Below are 25835 nucleotides of genomic sequence, written 5' to 3'. Positions count from 1 at the left end.
GGATCGGCGACTCTGGGGTAGCCTCCAAAGCGATCTAGGCGATGCCTGGCATACGCGAGAATCGGCTCAGTCAAAATCCACGGGGGTGGAGTCGACGCATGAGTCTTCATGATCTCAAGCCAATACCGAAAGATCAGTTGTTCTTTCGTTGGCCGCGGTCCTACGAGGACGTCAAGGAAGAACGGAAGCACCGTCAGGAGAGCCTTCTGGTGGCATTCCGGCTCTTCGGCAGATTTGGATTCGAAGAAGGAACCGCAGGGCACATCACCGCCCGCGATCCTGAGCACACGGACTTTTTCTGGGCCAACCCCTACGGGGTTTCGTTCCAGCACATCCGCAGGGGCGACCTGGTCCTCGTCGACGGTCACGGCGCGGTCGTCGAGGGCCGCCACTACGTCAACGAGTCGGCGTTCGCCATCCACTCACGGATCCACAGCGCCCGTCCCGAGGTGGTGTCCGCGGCACACAGCCACTCCCTGCACGGCAGGGCGCTGTCCTCCATGGGCGCGATGCTGGAGCCGCTGACCCAGGACGCCTGCGCCTTCTACGAGGACCACGGCCTCTACGACGACTACAACGGCGTGGTGACCGACCTGGAGGAGGGCAAGCGCATCGCCGCCGTCCTCGCAGGCCACAAGGCGGTGATCCTGCGCAACCACGGGCTGCTCACCGTCGGGCGCTCCGTCGAGGCGGCGGCCTGGTGGTTCATCACGATGGAACGTTCCTGTCAGGCGCAGCTGCTGGCCAAGGCCGCCGGCCCGGTGGTCCCCATCGACCACACGACCGCCTGCGCGGCGCGGGACCAGCTCGGCAACGACGACATGGGCTGGATCAACTTCCAGCCGCTGCGCGACCAGGTCCTGCGCGAGGAGCCCGACCTGTTCGACCGGTGACGGCCGGGATCGACGACGACCGACGGGGGGTCGTGAACAGTGGACGACGTCTACCTCTCCGGGATCGGCGGCTATGTGCCCGCCGACCGGACCACGGTGACGGAAGCGGTCGCGGACGGCCGCTACGAACAGGCATGGAACCGCAAGGACCGCATGGAGACGGTGGCCGTGGAGGCGCTGTTCTCACCGGCCGAGATGGCTGTCACCGCAGGCCGCCAGGCACTGCTGCGCTCCGGGCACCACCCGCAGGACATCAGCCTCCTGCTGCACGCCACGGCGTACCGCCAGGGCCCGGAGGCCTGGGCCGCGGCATCGTACGTGGAGCGGTACGCCGTCGGCGCCGGCGCCCCGGCGCTGGAGATCCGGCAGGGCTGCAACGGCGGCCTGTTCGCGCTGGACCTGGCCAGGAACCACCTGGGGCGCCACACGGACACGGCCGTGCTGATCACGTGCGCGGACCGGTTCGACGGCGAGTTCGACCGATGGCGGACGAACAAGGGCATGGTCTTCGGTGACGGCGCGGCGGCCGTCGTGATGTCCCGCGGCCGGGGCGCCGCCCGGGTCCTCGGCGTCGCGACCCGGGCCGACTCCGAGCTGGAACGGATGCACCGGGGCGACCAGCACCTGGCCTCGGCGACGCTGCGGCGCGGGCCGCTGGACGCAGGACCGGGCAAGAAGGCCTTCCTGCGCACCACCTCCTCCGCCGAGGTCCAGCGCCGTTTCGAGGCCCAGGTCGTCGCCGCGGTGGACCACGCGCTGTCCGAGGCGGGCACCAAGCTGGACGGCATCGCCCGGGTGCTGGTGTCGAACCTGGGGCACGAGATGCTCAACCGGGTGTTCCTGGAACCGCTGGGGCTGCCCGTGGAACGCACCGCCTGGCGGTGGGGCAGGCGCATCGGCCACCTCGCCAACAGCGACCAGTTCCTGGCACTCGAACACCAGCTGCGTACCGGTGCGCTGCGCGAGGGCGACCTCGTGCTGCTGGTCGGCATGGGCGTCGGTTTCGTCTGGACCGCGGCGGTGCTGGAGATCGCCGAACCGCCCCGCTGGACGCACTGACCGAACGAGGACGACCGGCCGGCCGCGGCTCGTGCCGCGGCACCTGTGCCGCCCTCGCCGCGCGACGCGCCCAGCACCCGAACCTCGCGCATCCGGACCGCGCGCACCCGAACACCGTGCCGCGGAGCACCGCGCACACGCAGCCTCGTAACCAATCCCCTTAATACGTGCAGCGGCCTCGCGCCGCCGGGCGGCCGTGTACCGAGCGGCGCCGCCCCGTCCGTCTCGAATCCGGCGGCCGATCTGGACCGGTCGCCATGGGAGTGTGTCCGTGCTGGAAGTGAAGGGCCATGACAGGCCCGCGACCATCTCGCCCGACCTCGTCGTGGAGGGCGGCAGAACCCGCGATCCGGTGTCCGCCGTCGACGTGCCCGGCGACAAGTCGGTCAGCCACCGCGCCCTGCTGGCCGCCCTGCTGCCCGGCGCGCCACGACGGCTCACGATCCGCAACGCCAACCTGGGCGGCGCCGTCCGCGCGCTGTTCCCGGCCCTGCGGGCGCTCGGCCTGGACACCCTCGCCGACGGGGACGTCCTCACCGTGCGCCGCGCCGACCCCGTCCCGCAGCCGGTACGCCCCCACCACGGGATCCCGCGCCGGCCGGACGGAGTCGCGTCGTGGCCGCACGGCGTCCCCTATCTGGAGACCGCGGGTTCCAGTGCGGCGGCCCGGCTGCTGATCGGGGTGCTCGCCGGCACCGGACGGGCTGCCGTCGTGGACGGGGACGAGGTGCTGCGGCACCGCCCCATGGACTGGATCGTCACCCCTCTCAACGAACTGGGCGCGGACATCCGCTACTTGGGCAGCCAGGGCCGGCTGCCGGTGATCGTGGACGGCCGGGTGCACCGCTCCCGGCGCGTGGAACTGGCCGTCGGCAGCGCCCAGGCCCGTTCCGCGGTCCTGCTCGGCGCGGTCGCGGCCGGCGTACCGGTCGAACTGCGCCACCCCGTGCGCTCACGGGACCACACCGAGCGGATGCTCGCCGCCTTCGGCGCCCGGCTGACCGAGGACCCCGGCGTGGTCCGCTACGACGGCGGCGCCTGCTCCGTACCGCCGGTCATCGACATCCCCGGCGACCCGTCGCTGGCGGCCTACCCCGTCGCCGCCCACCTGCTGCGGGGCGGCGGCGGAGAACTGCGGATCCCCGGCGTCTGCCTGAATCCGACCAGGACCGGCTTCTTCGACGTCCTGCGCCGGGCCGGCGCGGCCATCCACTACGAGGACCCGCGCACCACCGCCGGCGGCGAACCCGTCGGCACGGTCGTCACCAGGGCCGGCCTCGACGGCGTCCACGCGGTGACGGCCGACGACCCGGCGACCCTGCACGCCCTGATCGACGAGGTGCCGCTGCTCGCCGTGGTCGCGGCCCGGCTGCCCGGCACGTCGAGGATCGGCTGCGCCGCGGAACTGCGGTTCAAGGAGACGGACCGGCTCGTCACGACCGCACGGATGGCCGCCGCCTTCGGCGCCCGCGTCCACGTCGAGCCGGACGGGCTGACGGTGCACGGGACGCGGGCGGGCGGCGCCGCCGTGCTGTCCGCCGGGACCGTCCCCGGTTTCGAGGACCACCGCATCGCCATGGCCGCGGCCACCCTGGCCACCGCTCTGCCCGGGCGCACCACGATCACCGGCGGCGCCTGCCACACCACGTCCTTCCCCGGCTTCACCGCCGTCCTGCGGGCGGTCGGCGCCGCGATCCACGAGGTCACCCTGTGATGAACAGCAACCGATTACGCACGGCGTACGAGGCCCGGTCCACCGGGACCACGGCGGGCCCCGCGTTCAGCTCCGGCCACGGCCCCTGGCTCCGTACCGACGACGGCGCCGCCTGGTTCGACGGCACCTCCGGCAGCGGGGCGGCCACCCTGGGCCACCAGCATCCGGCGGTCGTCGAGGCAGCCGCCGCCCAGCTGACCCGGCTCGTCCACACCGGCTGCAAGCTGAACTCCGGTCCGCGCATCCGGATGGTCCGCCGGCTGGGCGCGCTGTCCCCCTACCGGGAGCCCGCGGTCCTGCCCACCGTGACCGGCGCGGAAGCCGTCGAGGCCGCCCTGAAAGTGGCCCGCGCGGCGACGGGACACCGGTCCGTCGTCAGCTTCCGCCACGCCTACCACGGCAAGACCGCCGGGGCCCTGGCACTGACCTGGCGGCCCGGGTTCAAGCGGTTCGGCGCCGGGCCGCACGGTTCGGTCTTCACCGCCGCGCTGCCCGATCCGCGCCGCCCGTACGAGGACCGCTCACCCGGGTACGAGGACGGTTCGAGGCCGCATCAGGACGGCTCGGCCGGGACAGCGGCCTTCCTGGCGTCGCTGACCGCGGCACTGGACGGAGCCGAGCACCACGGGGGAGTGGCCGCCGTCGTCCTGGAGCCGATCCAGGTCACCGAGGGAGTGCTGACCGTGGCCCCGGCCCTGCTGGACAGGATCGCCCGGGCCGCGCACGACCGGGGCGCCCTGCTGGTGCTGGACGAGATCTACACCGGACTCGGCCGCGCCGGACGGATGTTCACCGCCGAACTCATGGCGGAGACACCCGATCTGACCCTGGTCGGCAAGACACTGGGCAACGGTTTCCCGATCAGCGCGGTCCTCGGCGAACGGCGGGTCGTGGACGCGCTGCCCCCGGGCGTGCAGACGTCGACCTACTCCGGCAGCCCGCTGTGCTGCGCCGCCGCCTCGGCGGTCCTCGACACCCTGGTCACCCAGGACGTGCCCGCCAGGGCCCGGGCGCTGGGACAGCGGCTCGACGAGTGGCTCGGCAAACTGGCCGCCGAGCACCCGTGGATGACCTCCGTGCGTACCGCCGGGGCCCTCGCGGCCTTCGACTGCACGCGCGACGGCCGGCCCGACCCGGCACGGGCCGAGGCGGTCGTCGAGGCCGCGTCACATGCGCGGCTGCTGCTGTTCGGCGGGGGACCGGAAGGGGCCACCGTCAAGGTCGTCCCCCCGGCCCTGCTGACGGAGTACGAGCTGGAGTTCCTCCTCCACGGCCTCGCCACCGCGGTCTCCGACGCCGACCGGGCGGCGGCGGACCAGGAGGAGGCGGGCCATGGAGGAGCAGGCCGGGGAGAAGCAGGCCGGGCGGAAGCGGGCCACGGAGAAGCGGGTCGGGGAGAAGAAGGCCCGGCGGGGGGAGCCCTGCGATGACCTTCCAGCAACTCTCCGAAGCCGTTCTGCGGAACGACCTGTGCACCGTGTGCGGCGCCTGCCAACTCGCCTGCCCGGCAGGGGTGGTGGGCTTCTCGGGCCTCGATCCGGTGCTCACCGAACCCTCGTGGACCGAGACCGACTGCGGCGAGTGCCGGGACTGCCTGGACGTCTGCCCCGGCGCCGACCCCGGCACCCCGGCCGCCGAGACGAGGCTGTTCGGCCGGAGCCGTACTCCGCGGGAGCGCTGGACCGGCATCTTCTCCGAAGTGCTCGCGGGCCACGCGCTCGACCCCCTCGTCTTCGAGGCGTCCGCGAGCGGCGGCAGCCTCACCGCACTCCTCCAGACCGCCCTCGCGGTGCTCGGCACCGACGTCGTACTGACGATGGGCCGGGACCCGGAGCAGCCCTGGCGGGCCGCCCCCGCCCTGGTCCGGGAGCCGCACCTGCTGGCGGAGACCGCGCAGTCCACATATCAGCTCGCCCCCTATCTGGGCGCGTTGCGGAAGGTCATGCTCACCGAACCCGACGCCGACGTGGCGGTGGTCGGCGTCGCCTGTCACATCCAGGCGCTGCGCAAGCTCCAGGCCATGGACACCGCCGCCGGGCGCTGGGCCCGCGACCACGTAGTGCTCGCGGTCGAACCCGCCTGCTCGTCCAGTACCCGTCCCGAGGGCACCCGGGCCGTCATCGAGGAACGCGCGCTGATCCCGGTCGACTCCGTGGTCCGGCTCCGCTACCGCGAGGGCGACTACCCCGGTGAGATCGCGATCGGCACCCGCGACGGCGGCGACCACCGGGTGGCGTTCTGGCAGGCCGTGCGGGACTTCGCGAAGAACAAGACGTACCGCTGTCTGTCCTGCGGGGACTGGCTGTCGGGGCTGGCCGACGTCAGCGTCAGCGACGGCGATCCCAACATCTTCGCCGCCAGCGTGGACGGGGCGCGCGAGCTCAAGCACGGCCGGGTGTTCGTCCGTACCGGGGCCGGTGCCGCCGCGGTCGCCGCGGCCCGGCACCACGGCTTCTTCACGGGCAGTCCCACGGACCTGTCCGGGCTGAACCTCGGCCTGGAGCGCAAACGCAACCGCCGCGCCTCGTACGAGAGGTCCGGCAGGCCCGTACCGCACGGCCCGATCCCCGGTCACCGGGAGGAGCTGGAGATCGTCCCGGACGAGCGGTGGATCGCCGTACCCGGCGAGGACCCACCGGCGGACCGGCCGACGCAGCCACGTGCGGACGAGCCGGCGGACCGGCTGACCGGCGCCGACCGGGGGAGCGGCCGATGATGCCCGCCGTCGACACCCGCGTGGTCCTGTCGCGACGGCTGCTGGCCGGCCGCGGGGCGCTGCCCGAGCCGGTCGAGGTGGGCGTCGGACCGGTCGGCACCGGCGAGCTGCGCATCCGCGCGGCGTACAGCCTGATCAGCCCCGGCACCGAACTGCACTACCTGGACCAGCTGTTGGGCACCGGCGAGACCTTCCCGCTCGGCTACTGCTCGGCGGGCACGGTCGAAGCCGTCGGCCCCGGCGTGAGGGGCTTCGCGGTGGGCGACCGGGTGACCGCGATGGGATGGGGCGAGGCCACCCACGGAGACGTGGTCGTCGTGCCCTACCGGCTGTGCCGGCCGGTGCCCGACACCGTGCACCTGGCCGACGCGGTCGTGGCCAACCTGGCCGCCACCGCCGTGCACGCCGTCGACCGCGCCGAACTGCGGCCCGGCGACGAGGTCGCGGTCGTCGGCGCGGGCATGGTCGGACTGCTGATCGCCCAGACCGCCGATGCCGACGGGCACCGCGTCACCGTCACCGACCTGCACCCCGGCCGGCTGCGCACGGCCGAGGCGCTGGGCGTTCCGGTGTGGGAGGCGCCCTTCCCGACCGGCCCGCCGGCCCCGGCCGGCAGCTCCCGCTGTGTCTTCCTCTGCGGTACGGGGGAGGCGACCGGCACGCTGGCCGAGGCGGCCCGCTGGGCAGGCCGCGCCCCCGTCCGGCCACGGGTGGTCGGAGTGGGACGGTTCGCCGCGCGGGTCGAGTTCAGCGTCGACCTGGGCAATCTGGACCTGCGCTACGCGGCCCGCTGCGGAGCGGGCTACCGCGATTACGCCTACGCCCGCGGCTACACCGACGTCACCCCGCCCCAGGGCCAGGCGACCGTCACCGAGAACCTGCAGCGGGCCCTGGACCTGATCGCCGACGGGGCCATCCGCCCGGGCCGGATGGGCCTTCCCCGGCTGCCGCTTGAGCAGGCCGCCGACGCGTACGCCGAACTGCGCGGACGCCCCGCCCACCCGGCGGTGGTCTTCGCCTACGAACCGGCCGAGGAGAGCCGCACATGACCGACACCGTTCCGGTATCCGCCGTGGACACCGGCCACCGCCCGTTCCCGGACACCGACCGCGCGGGCACCCTCATCCACCGCTTCCTGCGGACCGCCGACGCCTTCCCCCACCGGGAGGCCGTCGTCACCCCGGACGTCCGCTGGACGTACCGGCGGACCGCGGAGCTGTCCGCCCGGGTGTCCGCCGCGCTGGCCGACGCCGGTCTGCGCCCGGGGGACCGGGTCGGCCTGCTCTTCTCGCACGGCGCCGAGATGATCGGCGCCCTCCTCGGCGCGCTGCGCGCCGGCCTTTCCTACGTCCCGCTGGACGCCGCCTATCCGCCACCACGACTGGCCGGCATGGCCGCCGACGCGGGCATCCGCATGCTCGTCGCGGGCCCCGGACACCTGGGGTCGGCCCGGTCGATCACCGACGGGCGGTCCTGCCCGGTGCTCGCGTACGAGGAACTGGCCGGGTACGAGCTCGTGTTGGGCGAGCCGGTACGGGACGAGTCCGTGCGGGAGGACTCCCTCCCGCCGGGCGACCCTCTTCCCGGGGAGAGCCCCGCGCGCCCGGAGTCGGAGGCGTACGTCCTCTTCACCTCGGGCTCCACCGGCCGCCCCAAGGCCGTCACCCAGACACATCGCAACGTGCTGCACCACACGCGTGTGTGGACCGACGGGCTCGCGGTGGGCCCCCTCGACCGGCTCACCCTGCAGTCCGCGTACAGCTGGGACTCGGCGGTCCAGGACACCTTCGCCGCGCTGCTGAACGGGGCCGCGCTGTACCCGGTGGACCTCAAGTCGCTCGGCGTCACCGGCCTGCTGGAGTGGCTGGCCGACGAACGGATCACCGTGTACCACTCCACGCTGCCGGTCTTCCGGGCCCTGGCGCGTGCCATGGAGACCCGTGGAGTGCGGTTGCCCGCCCTGCGGATGCTCGCCCTCGGCGGCGACACCCTCCACCTCGCCGACCTCGACACCTGCCGGCGCCACTTCGAGCCGCACTGCCGGGTGGCCGGGGCCTACGGTTCCACGGAGTGCTCCTGCGCCCTGCTGCGGGTCGCCGGCCTCGGCTACCGGCCGCCCACCGGTGTGTTCCCGCTGGGCGGGGCGGTGTACGGGACAAAGGTCCGGCTGCTCGGCGACGACGGCCGCACGGTCCACGGGCCGGGCGAGGGCGAGATCGTCGTCGTCAGTGACTTCCTCGCCCCGGGCACGACTCCGGACGGCAGGACGTACCGTACGGGCGATCTGGCCAGGCGGCTGGACGACGGGACGCTGCTGCTCATCGGCCGCCGGGGGACGCAGGTCAAGATCTCCGGGATCCGGGTGGAGACCGGTGAGGTGGAGGCCGCCCTCAAGCAGCTCGCGCAGGTGCGCGAGGCGGTGGTGGCGCCGTACACCGACGGCATGGGTGAGCGTCAACTCGCCGCCCACGTGGTGTTCGAGGCCGGTGCTGCGCTCGAACCCGCGCTGCTGCGGGGCGAGTTGCGACGCACGCTTCCCGAGCACGCCGTGCCCACCGCCTATGTGCCCCTGCGTGAACTGCCGTTGACGGCCAATCACAAGATCGACCGCGCGGCCCTGCCCGATCCGCTCACCGCCACCGGGCCTGCACGCGCGCGTCCCGCACCGGCGGCGCGGGAGCCGGTGGAGGCGGCCGTCACCGAGGCCTGGCGGGACGTACTCGGTGTCCGGGCTCCCGGCCCGGAGGAGAACTTCTTCGATCTGGGCGGCACCTCCCTGCGGATGGCCGCCGTCCACGAACGTCTCACCCGCTCCCTCGCTCCGGCCCTGCGCATGACCGACCTCTACCGGGCCCCGACCATCCGCGCCCTGTCCGCCCTGGTCACCCGGCTGACGGCGGACCGCACCGGGCCGCCGTCCGGCGACGCCGCCCAGGGGTCCGCCCGCGGCCTGCGCCGCCGGACGGCCCGCCCGCCGCGCCGGGCACCGGCCCGTACCGCCGCCGCCCGCGCCGAACCCGTCCGCCAGCCCACCACCCACACCGAACCCACCCTCCGGTCCGCAACGCACCCCACTTCGCCCGTCGGCGATCAGCGCCGCACCGCCCCAGGAGGCACGCATGGCTGAGCTTCAGGACGCCCCCTTCCCGGCCGGACGCATCGCCGTCGTCGGCATGGACTGCCGGCTGCCGGGCGCCCGCACCCCGCAGGACTACTGGCAGAACCTGCTCGCGGGCACCGAGCACCTCACCGACCTCGACGAGGAACGGCTGACGGCCGCGGGCGTCTCCGCACCGACCCTCGCCGACCCACGCCATGTGCGCCGGGCCGCGGTCGTCGAGGACGCCGACCGGTTCGACGCGTCCTTCTTCTTCCTCAGCTCCCGCGAGGCCGAGCGCATGGACCCGCAGCTGCGGCTGTTCCTGCAGACCGCCTGGGCGGCCATGGAGCACAGCGGCCACGACTCCGAGGTCTATCCGGGCCGCGTCGGCGTCTTCGCCGGGTCGCTGCACAGTACGTACCTGCTGAACAACGTGCTGACCGGCGAGCGCGGCTTCAACGGCTCGCTGGAGCGGATGCAGCAGGACATGGCGACCCTGATGGGCAACGACCCCAACTACCTCACCACGCGCGCCTCCTACCACCTCAAACTGACCGGCCCCAGCCTCGCCGTGCAGACGGCCTGCTCGACCTCCCTGGTCGCCGTCCATCTGGCCGCCCAAAGCCTGCTGTCGCAGGAGTGCGACCTGGCGCTGGCCGGCGGTGTCGCCCTGCGCTTCCCGCAGGAGGCCGGCTACCTGTACGAGCCCGACGGCATCACCTCCGCCTCCGGCCGGGTCCGGCCCTTCGACGCCGGCGCTGACGGCACGGTGTTCGGCAACGGCGCCGGTGTCGTCGTCCTCAAACGGCTGGAGGACGCGCTGGCCGACGGCGACACCGTCTGGGCCGTGCTGCTCGGCTCGGCCGTGGGCAACGACGGCAACGACCGCGCGGGATACACCGCTCCGGGCGTGTCCGGCCAGGCCGCCGTACTCGCCGAGGCCCTCGGCGTAGCCGGGGTCGACCCCGCCACCGTCAGCTACCTGGAGGCCCACGGCACCGGTACGCGGATGGGTGACCCGATCGAACTCGCGGCGGCCCGCCAGGCGTACGGCACCGACGGGCCGCTCACCCTGGGATCGGTGAAGGCCAACATCGGGCACCTGAGCACCGCCGCCGGAGTGGCCGGCTTGATCAAGTGCGTGCTGATGCTGCACCACCGCACGATCGTGCCGATGCCGCACTTCACCGCATGGAACCCGGAGTGCGCGGCCGACGGCTCCCGCTTCCGGGTGGCGACCGCCGCCGAGCCGTGGGAGGCCGACGGTTCCGCCCTGCGCTGCGCGGTCACCTCCACCGGCATGGGCGGCACCACCGCCCACGTGGTCCTGGAGGAGGCCCCGCCCGCCGCCGCCGAGGCGCCGGGCGCCGCCCCCGCTCCGGCCGTGGTGCTGCTGCCGGTCTCCGCCAAGTCCCCGGCCGCGCTGGAGAAGGCACGCCTCGCGCTCGCCGACCACCTGGAGGCCACCGCGCCCGACCCCGGCGCGTCGCGGAGCCCGCTCGGTGACACCCACCTGGACGACGCCGCGTACACCCAGGCCACCACCCGGCACACCTTCGACCACCGGGCCGTGGTCACCGCCCCGGACCGGAAGACCGCCGTCCGCGCGCTGCGTACCGGCGAACCCCGGCACGTCTACCAGGACTCCGGCCACCCCGCCCCGCGCCCGGTCACCTTCCTGCTCCCCGGCCAGGGCGCGCAGTACCCCGCCATGGGCCGGGGCTGGTACGAGCAACTGCCCGTCTACCGTGCGGCCTTGGACGACTGCGCGCACCTGCTCGGACCCACGCTCGGCTTCGACCTGCGCGACGCACTCCACCCCGCGTCACGCGACCGGCAGGACGAGCGGTACGACCTCCGCCGCACCCGCCTCACCCAGCCGGCGCTGTTCGCGGTCGAGTACGCGCTGGCCCGGCAGTACATGGCGTGGGGGATCACTCCCGCCGCCCTCATCGGGCACAGCATCGGCGAGTACGCCGCCGCCACGCTGGCCGGGGTCTTTCAACTCCCGGACGCACTGCGGGTGGTGGCCGAGCGGGGGCGGCTGATCGACGCCCTGCCCGAGGGCGTGATGGCGGCCGTCATGGCGGGCCCCGAGAAGCTGACCCCGTACCTGGGCGACGGGGTGGACCTCGCGGCCGTCAACGAGCCCACCGTGTGCACCGTGGCGGGCGGTCACGACGAAATGCGGGCGTTCACCGCCAAACTCACCGCCGACGGCATCACCCACCGCAAGGTCGCCACCTCGCACGCCTTCCACTCCGCGATGATGGAACCGGCGGTGGAACCCCTCACCCGGCTGCTGCGCGAGGTGCAACTGAGCCGCCCGCGGATCCCCTTCCTGTCCAACCTGACCGGCACCTGGATCCGCGACGAGGAAGCCACCGACCCCGCCTACTGGGGCGCCCACCTGCGCGCGCCGGTCAGGTTCGCGGACGACGTGGCCGCGGCGCTCACCCAGGGGGACCAGGTCTTCGTCGAGGTGGGCCCCGGTCACACCCTGGCCACCTTCACCCGGCGCCACCCGGACCGGGAGACCGGTGTGCCGGTGATCACCTCCGCCGCCCGCGGCAAGGACCCGGCGGCCGACCTCACCGCACTGACCGCGGCGCTGGGCCGCCTGTGGGCGGTCGGCCTGACCCCGGACTGGCAGGGCTACTACGCCGACCGGGGACGCCGTAAGGTCCCGCTGCCCACCTACCCCTTCGAGGGCAGCCGTTACTGGGTCGAGCCGGGCACGGGCGCGCTCTCCGGGACCGGCACCTTCTCCGGGACGGGCACCTTCTCCGGGGCGGGCGACGGCAGCCCCACCGCCGTGCCCAAGCTGCCGCTGGACGAGTGGTTCACCGCGCCGGTGTGGCACCAGGCCGTCGGCACCCTCGACGCCGAACCCGCTCCGATCACCGAGCCGGTGCTGCTCTTCGCCGACACGGACACGGACGGGGGTGCGCTGGCGGGCGCCGACCCGGGCGCCGGCTCCGATTCCGGTACGGCCGGTGTCGCCGCCCGGCTGGCGGCGCACGCCCTGACCGGTGACGTGCTCACGGTCACCGCCGGCAGCGGCTACTCCCGCGACGGCGACACCTTCACCGTACGGCCCGACTCCGAGGAGGACCACCACCGGCTGATCGCCGCACTCCTCGCCGAGAACCGGCTCCCCGGACGGGTGCTGCACGCATGGTCCACCGCCGCGCTGCCGCCCGACCGTGGCGTCGCACGCTTCGAACAGGCCCAGCGCCACGGCCTGTACAGCCTCATCGCCCTGGTGAAGGCGCTCAGCGCGCACGGCGTCACCGAGCCCGTCCAGCTCGACATCGTCAGCGCCGGGGCCTACGCCGTCAGCCCCGCCGAACCCGAGCCCGTCGCCGAACTGGCACCCCTGGCACTGGCCGCCCGGGTCATCGGCCAGGAACACGGCAACATCGGAGCCCGCCACTTCGACCTGCCCGCCGACCCCGACGACCGGTCGCTGCGCACCCTGGCGGCGGAGCTCGCCGGCACCCGGCCTCCCGAGCTGGCCGTGACACTGCGCGGCGGCCGGCGCTGGGTGGCCGACCTGCAGCCCGTGCGCGCGGACTGGTCCGCCGAGGCCACCTCGCGGCTCCGGCCCGAGGGCGTCTACCTGATCACCGGCGGTCTCGGCGAGATCGGCTCGCTCCTCGCGCACTGGCTGCACCGGGAGACCGGGGCCCGCCTCGCGCTGCTGACCCGCGACCCCCTGCCCGACCCCGCGGACCGGGACGCGTGGCTGGACAGCCATGAGCCGGACGACGAGACCGCCCTGCGGATCAGCCGCCTGCGCTCGCTCCAGGACGCCGGGGCCACCACCTTCCTGGTGCACGCCGACGTGTCCGACACCCATGCCCTGCGGGCGGCGGTGGAACGCGTCGAGGAACGGTACGGCGCACTGCACGGGGTGGTGCACGCGGCGGGCCTGCCAGGCGAGCGGTGGGACCGCCCGATCACCGAGTCCGGCGTCGAGCAGTGCCGCTGGCACTTCGTGCCCAAGGCCCACGGCCAGATCGCCCTGGAGGAGGTGCTGGCCGGTCGGCAGGTCGACTTCGTCCTGCTGCTCTCCTCGCTGGCCGGCGTCCTCGGCGGGCTGCGCCTGCTGGCGTACGGCGCCGCCAACCACTTCATGGACGCCGCCGCCGAACGGGCCGGCCGGAACCTCGACCGCACCGTCTGGATCAGCGCCGCCTGGGACGTGTGGCAGCACCACCAGGACGAGAAGCGGGCCCTGTCCGCGATCGGCCGCAGCATGGACGACAAGGCGATCCAGCCCGAGGAGGGCCTGGAAGCCGTCCGCCGTCTGCTGACCCTGCGCGACGTCTCCCATGTGGCGGTGTCCACCTGGGACATCGGACACCGCCTCGACCAGTGGGTGCGGGACCCGCGGATCGGCCGGCCCGCCGACGGGTCCGCGGCACCAGGACCCGACCTGCCGGACACCGGCCCGCAGACCGCCGATCTCACCTCCCAGGTGACCCGGCTGATCGCGGAAGCGCTCGGCAGCGAGGACCTGTCGCCGGAGTCGGACATCTTCGAGCACGGCGGCGACTCGCTCCTGATCGTCCGGCTGCTGTCCGACATCCGCCGGTACTTCTCCGTCGAGGTGCCGCTGGCCGACGTCCTGTCCGAACCGACGCCGGCGGCGCTGGCCGACGCCGTACGGCAGCGCCTGGAGGCCCGCACGGAGAACGGCCCGGCGGCCGAGGCGGGCGACACCGCGAACAACACCACCGACGCGAGCAGCGCCACCGACACGACCGACGTGACCGACACGACCGACGTGACCGAGGCGCTCGCGGCCGAACTGGCCGCGCTGGCCCCGGAGGACGCCGAGCGGCTCCTGTCCGACGCGCTGCGCGAGGACCGGGCCACCGACCGGGCCAAGGAGGCCTGACACTCATGGAATTCAGCCTGATCTTCTTCTCCGGGGACGAGAAGAACAAGTACCGATTCGTCTTCGACGCCGCCAGGTACGCCGACGAGAACGGCTTCACCGCCATCTGGACCCCCGAACGGCACTTCCACCGGTTCGGCGGCCTCTACCCCAACCCCTCGGTACTGGGCGCCGCACTGGCCGGCGCCACCCAGCGCCTCGGCATCCGCGCGGGCAGCGTCGTCCTGCCCCTGCACAGCCCAATCCGGGTGGCCGAGGAGTGGGCCGTGGTCGACAACCTGTCCCACGGGCGGGCCGGCATCGCCCTGGCCACCGGGTTCAGCCCGGTGGACTTCGCCATCAACCCGGACGGCTGGCAGGACCGGCGGGAGCGCACCTTCGACGCCGTGGACACCATCCGCGAACTCTGGGAGGGCGCACCGGTCTCGGCCCAGGACGGCCTCGGCAACTACGTCGAACTGGAACTGCACCCCCAGCCCGTCCAGCCCCAGCTGCCGATCTGGCTCACCTGCACCAAGAGCCCGGACACCTTCGAGACGGCCGGCCGCCTCGGCTGCAACGTACTGACCGCGCTGATCGACATGACCAACGAGGAGCTGGAGGACAAGCTCGCCGTCTACTACAAGACCCTCCAGGACTACGGGCACGACCCGGACGACGTCACCGTCACCCTGATGCTGCACACCTTCATCGGCACCGACCTGGAGGAGGTGCGGGAGACCGTCCGGCCGCCCTTCACCGACTATCTGCGCTCCTTCCTGACGGTCATCGACTCGCAGAAGAAGAACCTCGCGCCGGGGGCCGGGGTACGGGACATGTCCGAGGCAGACCAGGACCAGCTCATCGAGTTCGCCTTCGACAAGTACTTCGAGAAAGGCGCCCTGTTGGGCACCCCCGACTCCTGCACCGCGGTGGTCGACCGGTTCAAGGGCATGGGCGTCAAGGAGATCGCCTGTCTCATCGACTTCGGCGTGGACGAACAGCTCGTCGTCGAGAGCCTGAGCCACCTCAACGAACTACGGAGGCGATACGCATGACCGCCGGTGTCCCCGCGGAGCTGGCCGAACGGCTCGCCGCGCTCACCCCCGCACAACTGGACCGGCTCCGAACCCGGTTACGCGCACAGGCTCCCCGCGCCGAGCTGCGGCTGACCCCGGGCCAGGAGCGGCTGTGGCGCGCCCACCACACCGCCGCCGGGCGGCCCGTGGACGTGGTCTGCCAGGCCGTGCACCTGACCGGGGCCCGGGTCGACCTCGACCTGCTGGCCGCGCGCGTCCGGGATTTCGTCCGCGCCCATGAGGCGCTGCGCACCACGTTCGGGGAACACCTAGGGGTCGTGCGGCCGGTGGTGCGCCAGGACCTGCCGCCCCGGCTGGTCCGCACCCGCTGCCCTGACGGGCCGCAGCAGGCGCAGGCCCTGGCCCGTGAGCTGGCGCACGAGCCGTTCGACCTGGCCGAAGGGCCGCTCCTGCGGGTGGCCCTGGCCGAGGGAGCCTCCGACGAGGAGGCCTGGCTGCTCGTCGTCGTCCACAACCTGGTGTTCGACGCCTGGTCCTTTGAGCTGCTGCTCGACGAACTCGCCCGCGAAAGCGCCGAGTCCGCTCCAGCGGCGCGCCCCTTCAACCTTTTCGCCCTGGAGCAGGCCGAGTCGACGGCCGGACCGCAGGGCCGGGAGGCAGCCCGTTTCTGGGCCGACGAACTGGCGGGCGCACCTCGTCCGCTCCCCACCGACCGACCCCGGGGGCACGCTTCCCCCGGCACCGGCGGACGGGTGGACTTCACCCTGCCCGCCGCCGTGGCCCGGGGCGTCGCCGAAGCGGCCAGGGGCTCGGCCGCCACCGCCTACGCGGGCTGGGCGGCCGTCGCGTGGGCCACCCTCGCCGAGTTCGGCGGCGACCCGGACGTGCTGCTCGGCACCTTCACCGCCAACCGCGACCGGCCGGACGCACAGCACACCGTCGGCTACCTTCTCAACGTCCTGCCGCTGCGCCTGCGCGACCCCGGTGACGGCACCTGGGCAGCACGGATCAGGGCCGCCCACACGGCGTCGAAACGGGGGCTGCGGCATGCGGCGTACCCGGGAGAGCTGATCTCCGCCGAACGCCGGCTCCCCGGCCTGCACCCGCTGTTGGACGTGGCGTTCGTCTACGACAGCCCGTCCGAAGGCCCCCGTACGGTGCAGGGTGCCGCCGTGTCCACGTGGGACGTGGACAAGGGCGTGGCCCGCTACGGCCTGACGCTCTCTATCCACCCCGCCCCCGAAGGGGCCTCCGGCTGGATCGAGTACGACACCGGGCTGTACGACAGGAGCACGGTGGACCACCTGGCCGAGCGGTTCACGGCGCTGGCCGCGCAGGCGTCCGGCGCGTCAGGGCATCCGGCAGGGCATCGGGCAGGGCATCCGTCAGGGCCCGCCCCACGGCACGCGGCAGGGTCCTCGTCGCGAGAGGCCGGACAGTGATCACGCCGCGGCTGTGCGCCGCCGCCTACGAACTGGGCGAGTACGAGGCTCCCGTGACGGAGCTGCCGGAACTGGCCGCCGCGCCGGACGTGGCGGCCGAACTGACCTCCCCGGCGGCCGGGTTCTCCCGCTACCGCTGGTCGCAGGCGCCGCTCGTGGAGCTGATGGCCGCGGCCGTGCAGAAGTGCCTGGCCGGAGCCGGTGTCCCGGGCAAGGCCGTGGACACGGTCCTGCTCGCCACGGACTCCCTCCCGCACGATCGCAGCGCCCACCGCGAGGTCGCCGACCTGCTCCAGGAGACCGGTATGACCGGCGCCACGGTCGCCACCCTCGGCCTGATGGACTGTGCCACGGCGATGTTCGCGCTGGGCAACGCGGCCTCCCTGGTGCGGGACGGCACCGCCCGGCACGTCATGGTCGTCAGTGGTGACCTGGCCGACCTCTCGACCGGCGGGGAGCGCCTGGTGGCGGGCGGCGCGGCCATCGCCAGCGACGGGGCAGCCGCCGCCCTGGTCTCCGCCGACGCGCCGGGGCTGCCGGTCCTGGCCATGGCCCACCACGGCGCGGCCGAGGAACGCCGGGACGCGCCGCCGCACCAGCGGCTGACCGCCCGCCTGACCGCCTACCGGGAGCTGTTCACCGGCCTGTCGGACCGGCACCGCGTCCGGCCGGACGTCTCGCTCGTCCTGCCCAGCAACTTCGCCCGCAACGTGATGGAGATGTACCTCGCCGACGTCGGGTTCGACAGCGGTCGGATCGCGCTGGACAGCGTGGGCCGCATCGCCCACTGCCAGGGCAGCGACCCGCTGATCCATCTGGCCGACCGGCTCGGCGCCCCGGAGCCCGCCACCGGCCCGGGCACCCCTCGGGAGTACGTCCTGCTCGGGGCCGGCATGTCCCATCTGGCCGCGGTGCTGCTCGGCGCCGACGCGCTCCCGGCGGAGGGAGAGATCCGTTGACCATCCATGCCACGGCCGCGGAGCCGGTGACCGCCTCGCTCCTGCGCACCACGGCCCGCTGCCTTCCCACCGGAGTCACCGTGGTGACCAGCGGGCTGGGTCCCCACGTACACGGGATGACGGTCAACTCCTTCACGACCCTGTCGCTCGAACCCCCGCTGGTGTCCTTCGGCGTGCGGCACGACGCCAGGATCAGAGGGCTGGTGGAGCGCACCGGCGGCTTCGTCGTCAACGTCCTCGCCGCCGAACAGGCGGAGCTGGCCCGATGGTTCGCCAACCGGAACCGTCCGCTGGGCGCGGAGAGCTTCGCCGAGGTGCGTACCGAGGACGAACCGGCGACCGGCGGTGTACGCATCGCCGGGACCGTCGGGTACTTCGCCTGCCGGGCCGTGCGGTTCATCGAACTCGGCGACCACATGCTGGTGGTCGGCCTGGTGCAGGAGTGCGGCGCCCGCGAGGAGGTGCCTCAACTGCTCTTCGTGAACGGAGAGTTGAACGCCGCCCCGGCCCGGCCCTCCGCACCGCCCCGAACCGGCGAACAGTGATCCGGAAAGCGACCCGAGCAATGCCCCGAGCAGTGACCCGAGCTGTGACCCGGGAAAGGAATAGGACCCGAAGATGACCGCACCGCGCATCCGCGCACTCCAGGAGTCGGACTATCCCTCGCTGATCGCCCAGGTGGACGACTGGTGGGGCCGCCCGGCAGCCCACATGCTGCCCCGGCTGTTCCTGCGCCACTTCCACGCGACCAGCCTGGCGGCCGTGACCGGCCAGGGGACGCTCGCCGGGTTCCTGGTCGGCATCGTCTCGCCGTCCGAACCGGGGGAGGCGCACACCCACTTCATCGCGGTCGCCCCCGGCCGGCGCAGATCCGGCCTCGGCGGTGTGCTCTACGGACGGTTCTTCGAGCTGGCCGCCGAACAGGGGTGCCGGACCGTCACCGCTGTCGTGTCGCCCGGCAACACCCGGTCCCAGCGCTTCCATCTCGCGACGGGGTTCGAGGCGATCCCCTTGCCGTCGGCGGGCCCGCCGGACACGAGGAACGTGATGGACACGCAGGGCCCGGCCGCCGCGGAGGGCCTGGCCGCTGTGGAGGGCCTGGCGGACACGGAGGGCCTGCCCGTCTGGAAGGACTGGGACGGCCCGGGGGAGGACCGCGTCCGGTTCTCGTACGCACTGTGACCAGGGGAGTCACCCATGCTGAACATACTCACCACCGAACGGGCCGTCCTCGACAAGGCGCTGCCCGGATTCGACGACCGGCTGGCCGAACTCGGCACGGCGGCCGTCGAGGACCCCGGCACCCATGTCATCGAGGAGTTCCGCGAAGCCGGCGGTGGCAACGTCCTCATCCCCACCGCCCTGGGCGGCGGCGGCCTGACCTGCCTGGAAGGCGCTCGTCTGCAACGGGCGGTGGGCAGCCGGGCCCCCTCGCTGGCCGTGGCGTCGACCATGCACCACTACAAAGTGGCCTGGCTGGCGCACGTGCTGGGCGGCGGGGCGGCCGACGTGCTCGCGGAGATCGTCGGCCGACGGCTGCTCGTCTCCTCCTGCGGTGCCGAGGGCGCCTCCGGCAAACAGCTCTTCGCACCGGGCATCCAGGTCACCGCGGCGAACGGCGGCGGTCTGCGGCTCACCGGCTCCAAACGGCCCTGTTCCCTGGTCGGATCCATGGGCCTGCTGACCCTGCTGGCACCCGGGCCGCCGGAATCCCCGTACGGGGGCGATCTGCTGATCGTGATGGTGCCCGCCGAGACGCCCGGACTGCGCCGGGAGCCCTTCTGGGGGAACCACGCCCTGCGGGCCGCGCAGACGGACGCCGTGGTGCTGGACGACGTGTTCGTCCCGGACCACATGATCGTCCCGCTGGGCGACCCGGAGCAGGCGGCGGGCCGGCTGAACGCGCTCATGGCACGCTTCCTGATCCTGATCACCGCCGCGTACGTGGGCATCGCCACCGGTCAGGTGGAGCGGCTCTTCGCGGACGGACGCGGACAGGCAGGCGACCGGGTGACCGCCTTCGGCCCGCTGGAGACGGTGTCGGCCGCTGTCGAGGCCGTCGCCCGCGAACTGGACGACGGCTCTCCGGAGGAAGCGCTCATGGGCCGGATCCTGCTGATCCGGTACACCGCCCAGCGGGCGATCACGGAGGCCACCGACCGGGTCCTGGAGCTGATGGGCGGCATGTCCTTCGTGCGGGACGGCCACGGAGTGGACCTGCTGGCCGCCAGTCGCGCCCTGGCCTTCCACCCTCCGTCGGAGCCCACCATGCGGGAGCCGCTGGACGCGTGGCTGAGCGGAGGCAAGCTCTCGCTGCTGTGAACCACACCGAGACAGGGACAGGAACCGAGACCGAGACCTGGGCAGGGACCGGGATCGAGGCCGACGCCGCCGCGCACCCTCCCCTGACCTGGCCCGGAGAAGCCGAGGAGTTGCGCGGAAAGCTGGCCGCCGCCGCCCGGGGCGAGGCCTTCCTGCTCCACGCGGGCAGCGGCACCCCGCCGGGAGCGGTGCCCCGCGCCGAACACGTCACCCGGCAACTGACCCTGCTGGCACAGGGCACGGTCGTCCTGTCCTACGCGCTGGGCGTCCCGGTCGTGCCCGTCGCGGAGATCCACGCGCCGCCCGCCGAGGGACGCATGGAGATCCACGCGCCCCCCGCCGAGGGACGCACCGGACCCGTCCGGGCCACGGACGTCCACCGGGCGTCGGCCATGGCCCTCAACCTGGTCCGGGCGTGGGCCGGCGACGCCCGCCCGGATGTGCCCTGGGCCCACGAACGGAACCTGGCGTTCGTCGCCCGCTCTCCCGAGCGCGCCCGTTACGAGCCGCTGACCAGCAGGATCAGCTCCGCGCTGAGCTTCCAGCACGCCTGCGCGGGCAGGCCCGCGACGCTGCCGCGGCCCGCCGTCAGCCGTCCTGCTCCGGTGGAGGACTCCGCTCCACCCCGGGCCGACGTCCCCGGCGGCGAACGCTGGGACGCCGTCGGCCACATGGTCTGGCTGCACCCCTCCTCGGCCGGGGACCGCCCCGTACGGGCGGCCGGTGCCGCGGCGCGGATCCGTAACCCCGTCGGTGTGGTGGTGGAACCCGGCACCACCCATGACGCCGTCCTCGCCCTGATCGACCTTCTGGACCCGGAGCGCTCCGCGGGACGGCTCACCTTCCTCAGCCGGTTCGGGGCGGACCGGATCAGCGACCTCCTCCCCGAACTGGTGCAGAAGGTCGCCTCCACCGAGGCCGAGGTCGTCTGGGCCTGCGACCCCTGGCACCGCAACCGCCGGGACCCGGCGGGCGTCCTCGCCGAGGCCGGCGCCTTCGTCGCACTGCACCGCACGCTCGGCACGCACGCGGGCGGCCTCCACCTGCCCCCGTACGAAGGCGCACTGGACCTGGTCTTCACGCTGGCCACGACGGCCATCGGCCTCACCGGTCACCCATGACCGCGGCCCCTGTCGCCGAACAGCCCGGCAGAAGAAACGGCAGAAGAAGCGCCGAAAGACACGTCAGAAGACACGTCAGAGGGCACGTCGGCCTAGATCAGGAGGCAGGACCGCCGTCCGTCTCCCGCGTCTCCCGCATCTCCCGCGCCTGCGGCGGCCGTACGGTCTGGTGGCGGGCGAAGTAGTCGACCAGCGCCGGGTCCGGTGCGGCCACGGCGACCGGTGTGCCGTTCGTCCGCAGCGAGGTCGTCGCCGCCGCCGCGCAGGCCACCGCCTCGCGGGCGGCCACCGGGGAGGTCTCGGTGGGGCCTCCGGTGGCGGCGAAGCGCAGGAACTCCTCGACCAGCGCCCGGTCCGCACCGCCGTGCAGACCGTCCTCCTGCGCCGGGACCGGGACGCTGAGGTCGGCGTCCTGGCGGTAGCCGGACCTGCGCCGGTTCCAGACCTTGACGGTGGCGGGGTCGCCGTCGATGCCGTCGCCGAAGTTCTCCATACGGCCCTCGTCGCCGATGACGGTGTAGTTGCGCCAGTAGTCGGGGGTGAAGTGGCACTGCTGGTAGCTGGTGAGCACTCCGTTGTCCAGGCGCCCGAGCATCATGCTGAGGTCTTCGACGTCGATGACGGGGTTGAGATCGCGCAGGGCCGACGGCGGCCAGATCTCCGGGTCGTACCAGTCGGGCATCCGCTCACCGTCGGGTACGGGTGTCCGGGCGGGGCGGCGCTGGTTGTCGCCGTAGACGGCGAGGGTGCCGTGGGCGACGACGTCCCGGGTGTAGCCGCCGGCCAGCCAGTGGATCACATCGAGGTCGTGGGCGCCTTTCTGCAGCAACAGCCCGTTGGTGTGCGCCCGTTCGGCGTGCCAGTCCTTGAAGTAGAAGTCCCCGCCGTGACCGACGAAGTGGCGGCACCAGAGGGAACGCACGGTGCCGATCTCCCCCTTGTCGATCAGCTCCCGCATCCGGCGCAGCACCGGCAGATGCCGCAGGTTGTGGCCTACGTACAGCCGGGTGCGGGAGCGGAAGGCGGCGGCGAGCAGGGTGTCACAGTCCTCGACGCCGATCGCGAGGGGCTTCTCCACGAAGACGGCGGTCCCGGCGTCCAGGAAGAACAGCGCGGGCCCGGTGTGCAGATGGTCGGGGGTGAGGACGAACACCGCGTCCAGGCCGTCGCCGAGCATGTCCTCGTACCGCTCGTGCACCACGACGTCCGCCCCGAACAGACGCCTGGCGTCCTTGCGGCCACGGGGGTCGGGGTCGGCGCAGGACACCACCCGGGCGACACCCGGCCGGTTCGCCAGCGTGGCGAGCGGGGCGCGCTGGCCGACCCCCACCACCCCGACGCGCAGTTCGGCATGTGGTGCCTCGGTACCCGCCGGCCGGGCGCGGTCATCCATGAAGCCGTCCCCTCAATTCGATTCGGCCGGCACCTCACGTACCGCCGTCTTTCACACGGACGCCACGCGACCCTTCCCTGACGTTTGCTGCTCTTGGAACACTCCGATAGCGCAGGTTCCGGCATGCGCAGGTCCGTCCGTCAGTCGCACCCGTATACGTCAGGACGAGAGGTCACCCAGTCATGACCGAAGTGAATCGGCGCCGTTTCCTGCAGCTCGCGGGCGGTACCGCGGCGTTCACCGCGCTGTCGGAGAGCATCGCCAAGGCCGCCTCGATCCCCGCGGGCTACCACCGCGGCACCATCGAGGATGTCGAGCACGTCGTCGTCCTCATGCAGGAGAACCGTTCCTTCGATCACTACTTCGGTGCGCTCAGGGGTGTCCGCGGCTTCGGCGACCCGCACCCGGTCGCGCTCGACAACGGCAAGTCCGTCTGGCACCAGTCCGACGGCACCAAGGACCTCCTGCCCTTCCACCCGGAGGCCGACGACCTCGGCATGCAGTTCCTGGAGGGCCTGCCGCACAGCTGGCCCGACGGGCACGCCGCCTACAACGGGGGCAAGTACGACAAGTGGGTCCCCGCGAAGGGCGCCACGACCATGGCGTACCTGACCCGTGAGGACATCCCGTTCCACTACGCGCTCGCCGACACCTTCACGGTCTGCGACGCGTACCACTGCTCGTTCATCGGCTCCACCGACCCGAACCGCTACTACATGTGGACGGGTTTCACCGGCAACGACGGCAAGGGCGGCGGCCCGGTCCTCGGCAACGACGAGCTGGGCTACGACTGGACGACGTATCCCGAGCGCCTGGAGGAGGCCGGGATCTCCTGGAAGGTCTACCAGGACATCGGCGACGGCCTCGACGCGGCCGGCTCCTGGGGCTGGATCCCCGACGCCTACCGCGGCAACTACGGCGACAACTCCCTCCTCTACTTCAACAAGTACCGGGGTGCCAAGGCCGGTGACCCGCTGTACGACAAGGCCCGCACCGGCACCGACGCCCGCAAGGGCGAGGGCTACTTCGACCAGCTGCGCGCCGACGTCGTGGGCGGCAGGCTGCCGCAGGTCTCCTGGATCGCTGCCCCGGAGGCGTTCTCCGAGCACTCCAACTGGCCCTCGAACTACGGCGCCTGGTACATCTCCCAGGTTTTGGAGGCGCTCACCGCCGACCCGAAGGTCTGGGCGAAGACGGCCCTGTTCATCACGTACGACGAGAACGACGGCTTCTTCGACCACCTCGTGCCGCCGCTGCCGCCGGCCTCCGCCGACCGCGGAAAGTCGACGGTCGACGTCGGCCCGGACCTCTTCCCGGGCAGCTCGAAGTACGTCGCAGGACCGTACGGTCTCGGCCCGCGCGTGCCGATGCTCGTCGTCTCGCCCTGGAGCAAGGGCGGTTACGTGTGCTCCGAGACCCTGGACCACACCTCGATCGTCCGCTTCCTTGAGCGGCGCTTCGGGGTCGAGGAGCCCAACATCTCGCCCTGGCGCCGGGCCGTCTGCGGCGACCTGACCGCCGCGTTCGACTTCTCCCGCAAGGACAGCGAGCCGGCCCGCCTCCCGGACACCGACGCGTACGAGCCGCAGGACAAGGACCGGCACCCGGACTACAAGCCCACACCGCCCGCCGACCCGAAGCTGCCCCGGCAGGAGCGCGGTCTGCGGCCCGCCCGCCCGCTGCGGTACGCGCCCTGGATCGACGGCTCGGCGGACGCGAAGGCCGGGAAGTTCACGCTGACCTTCGCCTCGGGCAAGAAGGCCGGCGCCTCCTTCCACGTGACCTCCGGCAGCCGCACCGACGGCCCCTGGACGTACACCACCGAGGCGGGCAAGAGCGTCTCGGACACCTGGAACTCCGCGTACTCGGGCGGCTCGTACGACCTGACCGTGCACGGGCCCAACGGCTTCGTGCGTGTCTTCAAGGGACCCGGCAAGGCCGCGGGCCCCGAGGTCACCGCCCGCCATGACGGGGACGACATCGAGCTGACCCTCACCAACAAGGGCGCCCGCACGGTGAACCTGAAGCTCACCGACGGCTACGGCGGCAGGCCCCGGTCGTTCAAGGTGCGGCCCGGCGCGACCGTGCGGCACACCGTGGACCTGCGGGCCAGCCGGCGCTGGTACGACCTCACCGTCGTCTCCGACGCGGACGCCTCGTTCCTGCGCCGGTTCGCCGGGCATGTCGAGAACGGCCGGGCGGGCGTCAGCGACCCGGCGATCGCGACCGCCTAGTCGGCACATCGGCCGTTCTGGTCCCCTCTGGTCCCGCAGGGCCGTATTGGTCACGCGGGACCGGACTGGTCATGTACCTGAGGGGTCGGGATAGTGTGCCCCGGTGACCACGCATTCGAACACAGTTGCAGGCTGGTATCCGGATCCACAGGGTGCGCCCCAGACCCTGCGCTACTGGGACGGAACCCAGTGGACCGAGCACACCAATCAGGGCCAGGGCCAGGGCCAGGGGCAGGCGCAGCAGCCGCCGCCGGCGGGCGCCGACCCGCGCGTCCAGAGGCAGGTGCAGCAGCAGGCCGGTGTCGCGCCGAACGCGGCCGGCCGCGGAACCCTGTTCACCGAGCCGGTCCTGGTGGTGAACCAGAAGGCCAAGCTGATCGAGCTGACCAACGAGTACAAGGTCATGGACCAGCAGGGCAACCAGCTCGGCTCGGTCGTCCAGGTCGGCCAGAGCGCGCTGAAGAAGGTGCTGCGCTTCGTCTCCAGCCTCGACCAGTTCATGACCCACAAGCTGGAGATCCGTGACGCCCACGGTCAGCCGCAGCTGCTGCTGACCCGGCCGCGCAAGTTCGTGAAGTCCCGGGTGCTCGTGGCACGTGCGGACGGTTCGCCGGTCGGCGAGATCGCCCAGCAGAACATGTTCGGGAAGATCAACTTCGCGATCAAGGTCGACGGGCAGCAGGTCGGCGCGATCAAGGCGGAGAACTGGCGCGCGTGGAACTTCGCGATCGTCGACCACTCCGGTACCGAGGTCGCCCGGATCACCAAGACCTGGGAAGGCCTCGCGAAGACGATGTTCACCACCGCGGACAACTACGTCCTGCAGATCCACTTCCAGCTGCCCGAGCCGCTGCTGAGCCTCGTGATCGCGACGGCGCTGACCGTCGACACGGCGCTCAAGCAGGACTCACGCGGGCTCGGATGACCGCCGGTCCACCCCGGTTAACGGACGAAGGG

Annotated in this window: 18 protein-coding genes; 17 read left to right on the top strand and 1 reads right to left on the bottom strand. The window is 72.8% G+C overall.

All coding sequences use genetic code 11. From position 1 onward, the window contains the following. Positions 1-98 precede the first annotated feature (98 nt). The 15 genes from ACFWGJ_RS12125 (at position 99) to ACFWGJ_RS12055 (ending at position 21251) form a co-directional block, all read left to right on the top strand. The gene (locus tag ACFWGJ_RS12125) at positions 99-893 is read left to right on the top strand and encodes a class II aldolase/adducin family protein (protein WP_387322901.1); all 795 of its coding nucleotides are present in this window, start codon (positions 99-101) and stop codon (positions 891-893) included. A 39-nt stretch (positions 894-932) separates the two neighbouring features. Further along, a complete protein-coding gene (locus ACFWGJ_RS12120; protein ID WP_387322899.1) occupies positions 933-1952 on the top strand; it encodes a ketoacyl-ACP synthase III family protein in 1020 nt (339 codons plus the stop codon). Between the two features lie 271 nt (positions 1953-2223). After that, positions 2224-3666 (top strand): 3-phosphoshikimate 1-carboxyvinyltransferase, encoded by a 1443-nt coding sequence (locus tag ACFWGJ_RS12115; RefSeq protein WP_387322898.1) that lies wholly within the window; start codon positions 2224-2226, stop codon positions 3664-3666. Then, positions 3666-5096 carry an aspartate aminotransferase family protein gene (locus tag ACFWGJ_RS12110; protein ID WP_387322896.1) on the top strand — a complete coding sequence of 477 codons (1431 nt, stop codon included), beginning with the start codon at positions 3666-3668 and terminating at the stop codon, positions 5094-5096. Before ACFWGJ_RS12115 ends, ACFWGJ_RS12110 begins: the two co-directional genes overlap by 1 nt. After that, on the top strand, positions 5093-6382 hold the full coding sequence (locus ACFWGJ_RS12105) for a Coenzyme F420 hydrogenase/dehydrogenase, beta subunit C-terminal domain (protein ID WP_387322895.1): 1290 nt from the start codon (positions 5093-5095) through the stop codon (positions 6380-6382). The genes ACFWGJ_RS12110 and ACFWGJ_RS12105 overlap by 4 nt, the downstream gene beginning before the upstream one ends. Beyond that, positions 6379-7431, top strand: coding sequence for an alcohol dehydrogenase catalytic domain-containing protein (locus ACFWGJ_RS12100; RefSeq protein WP_387322893.1), 1053 nt, complete (start codon positions 6379-6381; stop codon positions 7429-7431). Before ACFWGJ_RS12105 ends, ACFWGJ_RS12100 begins: the two co-directional genes overlap by 4 nt. Continuing rightward, positions 7428-9509, top strand: coding sequence for a non-ribosomal peptide synthetase (locus ACFWGJ_RS12095; protein ID WP_387322892.1), 2082 nt, complete (start codon positions 7428-7430; stop codon positions 9507-9509). The genes ACFWGJ_RS12100 and ACFWGJ_RS12095 overlap by 4 nt, the downstream gene beginning before the upstream one ends. Continuing rightward, positions 9502-14388: an SDR family NAD(P)-dependent oxidoreductase gene (locus ACFWGJ_RS12090; protein ID WP_387322890.1), complete on the top strand. Its 4887-nt coding sequence runs from the start codon at positions 9502-9504 to the stop codon at positions 14386-14388. The genes ACFWGJ_RS12095 and ACFWGJ_RS12090 overlap by 8 nt, the downstream gene beginning before the upstream one ends. A gap of 5 nt (positions 14389-14393) precedes the next feature. Further along, positions 14394-15425: a MupA/Atu3671 family FMN-dependent luciferase-like monooxygenase gene (locus ACFWGJ_RS12085; RefSeq protein ID WP_387322888.1), complete on the top strand. Its 1032-nt coding sequence runs from the start codon at positions 14394-14396 to the stop codon at positions 15423-15425. Continuing rightward, positions 15422-16849 carry a condensation domain-containing protein gene (locus tag ACFWGJ_RS12080; protein WP_387322886.1) on the top strand — a complete coding sequence of 476 codons (1428 nt, stop codon included), beginning with the start codon at positions 15422-15424 and terminating at the stop codon, positions 16847-16849. The genes ACFWGJ_RS12085 and ACFWGJ_RS12080 overlap by 4 nt, the downstream gene beginning before the upstream one ends. Next, complete coding sequence (locus tag ACFWGJ_RS12075; RefSeq protein ID WP_387322884.1) at positions 16846-17808, top strand: acyl carrier protein; 963 nt, start codon at positions 16846-16848, stop codon at positions 17806-17808. Before ACFWGJ_RS12080 ends, ACFWGJ_RS12075 begins: the two co-directional genes overlap by 4 nt. After that, entirely contained in the window at positions 17805-18353 is a 549-nt protein-coding gene (locus ACFWGJ_RS12070) for a flavin reductase family protein (RefSeq protein WP_387322882.1), read from the top strand. The genes ACFWGJ_RS12075 and ACFWGJ_RS12070 overlap by 4 nt, the downstream gene beginning before the upstream one ends. A 73-nt stretch (positions 18354-18426) precedes the next feature. Next, positions 18427-18990 carry a GNAT family N-acetyltransferase gene (locus tag ACFWGJ_RS12065; protein WP_387322880.1) on the top strand — a complete coding sequence of 188 codons (564 nt, stop codon included), beginning with the start codon at positions 18427-18429 and terminating at the stop codon, positions 18988-18990. Between the two features lie 15 nt (positions 18991-19005). Beyond that, positions 19006-20130, top strand: coding sequence for an acyl-CoA dehydrogenase (locus ACFWGJ_RS12060; protein WP_387322879.1), 1125 nt, complete (start codon positions 19006-19008; stop codon positions 20128-20130). Beyond that, complete coding sequence (locus ACFWGJ_RS12055) at positions 20127-21251, top strand: 3-deoxy-7-phosphoheptulonate synthase (RefSeq protein ID WP_387322878.1); 1125 nt, start codon at positions 20127-20129, stop codon at positions 21249-21251. The genes ACFWGJ_RS12060 and ACFWGJ_RS12055 overlap by 4 nt, the downstream gene beginning before the upstream one ends. A gap of 97 nt (positions 21252-21348) precedes the next feature. On the opposite strand, the gene ACFWGJ_RS12050 is transcribed toward ACFWGJ_RS12055, so the two are convergent. Beyond that, a complete protein-coding gene (locus tag ACFWGJ_RS12050; protein WP_387322877.1) occupies positions 21349-22644 on the bottom strand; it encodes a Gfo/Idh/MocA family protein in 1296 nt (431 codons plus the stop codon). A 182-nt stretch (positions 22645-22826) separates the two neighbouring features. On the opposite strand from ACFWGJ_RS12050, the gene ACFWGJ_RS12045 reads away from it, so the two are divergent. Together ACFWGJ_RS12045 and ACFWGJ_RS12040 are read left to right on the top strand one after the other, a co-directional pair. After that, positions 22827-24878 carry a phosphocholine-specific phospholipase C gene (locus ACFWGJ_RS12045; RefSeq protein ID WP_387322875.1) on the top strand — a complete coding sequence of 684 codons (2052 nt, stop codon included), beginning with the start codon at positions 22827-22829 and terminating at the stop codon, positions 24876-24878. Positions 24879-24981: 103 nt separating this feature from the next. Further along, positions 24982-25803 (top strand): phospholipid scramblase-related protein, encoded by an 822-nt coding sequence (locus ACFWGJ_RS12040; RefSeq protein WP_387322873.1) that lies wholly within the window; start codon positions 24982-24984, stop codon positions 25801-25803. Positions 25804-25835 lie beyond the last annotated feature (32 nt).

The organism is Streptomyces sp. NPDC060205 (assembly GCF_042728395.1).
In the GTDB taxonomy this organism is placed as follows: domain Bacteria; phylum Actinomycetota; class Actinomycetes; order Streptomycetales; family Streptomycetaceae; genus Streptomyces.
Note: the sequence above shows the minus strand (reverse complement) of the source record. Positions and strands in the feature narration are given on the sequence as shown.

Excerpts from the sequence above, each read along its gene's own strand:
- ACFWGJ_RS12125 (WP_387322901.1), top strand. The coding sequence starts at position 99 with ATGAGTCTTCATGATCTCAAGCCAATACCGAAAGATCAGTTGTTCTTT.
- ACFWGJ_RS12110 (WP_387322896.1), top strand. The coding sequence starts at position 3,666 with ATGAACAGCAACCGATTACGCACGGCGTACGAGGCCCGGTCCACCGGG.
- ACFWGJ_RS12105 (WP_387322895.1), top strand. The coding sequence starts at position 5,093 with ATGACCTTCCAGCAACTCTCCGAAGCCGTTCTGCGGAACGACCTGTGC.
- ACFWGJ_RS12100 (WP_387322893.1), top strand. The coding sequence starts at position 6,379 with ATGATGCCCGCCGTCGACACCCGCGTGGTCCTGTCGCGACGGCTGCTG.
- ACFWGJ_RS12095 (WP_387322892.1), top strand. The coding sequence starts at position 7,428 with ATGACCGACACCGTTCCGGTATCCGCCGTGGACACCGGCCACCGCCCG.
- ACFWGJ_RS12090 (WP_387322890.1), top strand. The coding sequence starts at position 9,502 with ATGGCTGAGCTTCAGGACGCCCCCTTCCCGGCCGGACGCATCGCCGTC.
- ACFWGJ_RS12085 (WP_387322888.1), top strand. The coding sequence starts at position 14,394 with ATGGAATTCAGCCTGATCTTCTTCTCCGGGGACGAGAAGAACAAGTAC.
- ACFWGJ_RS12080 (WP_387322886.1), top strand. The coding sequence starts at position 15,422 with ATGACCGCCGGTGTCCCCGCGGAGCTGGCCGAACGGCTCGCCGCGCTC.
- ACFWGJ_RS12065 (WP_387322880.1), top strand. The coding sequence starts at position 18,427 with ATGACCGCACCGCGCATCCGCGCACTCCAGGAGTCGGACTATCCCTCG.
- ACFWGJ_RS12060 (WP_387322879.1), top strand. The coding sequence starts at position 19,006 with ATGCTGAACATACTCACCACCGAACGGGCCGTCCTCGACAAGGCGCTG.
- ACFWGJ_RS12050 (WP_387322877.1), bottom strand. The coding sequence starts at position 22,644 with ATGGATGACCGCGCCCGGCCGGCGGGTACCGAGGCACCACATGCCGAA.
- ACFWGJ_RS12045 (WP_387322875.1), top strand. The coding sequence starts at position 22,827 with ATGACCGAAGTGAATCGGCGCCGTTTCCTGCAGCTCGCGGGCGGTACC.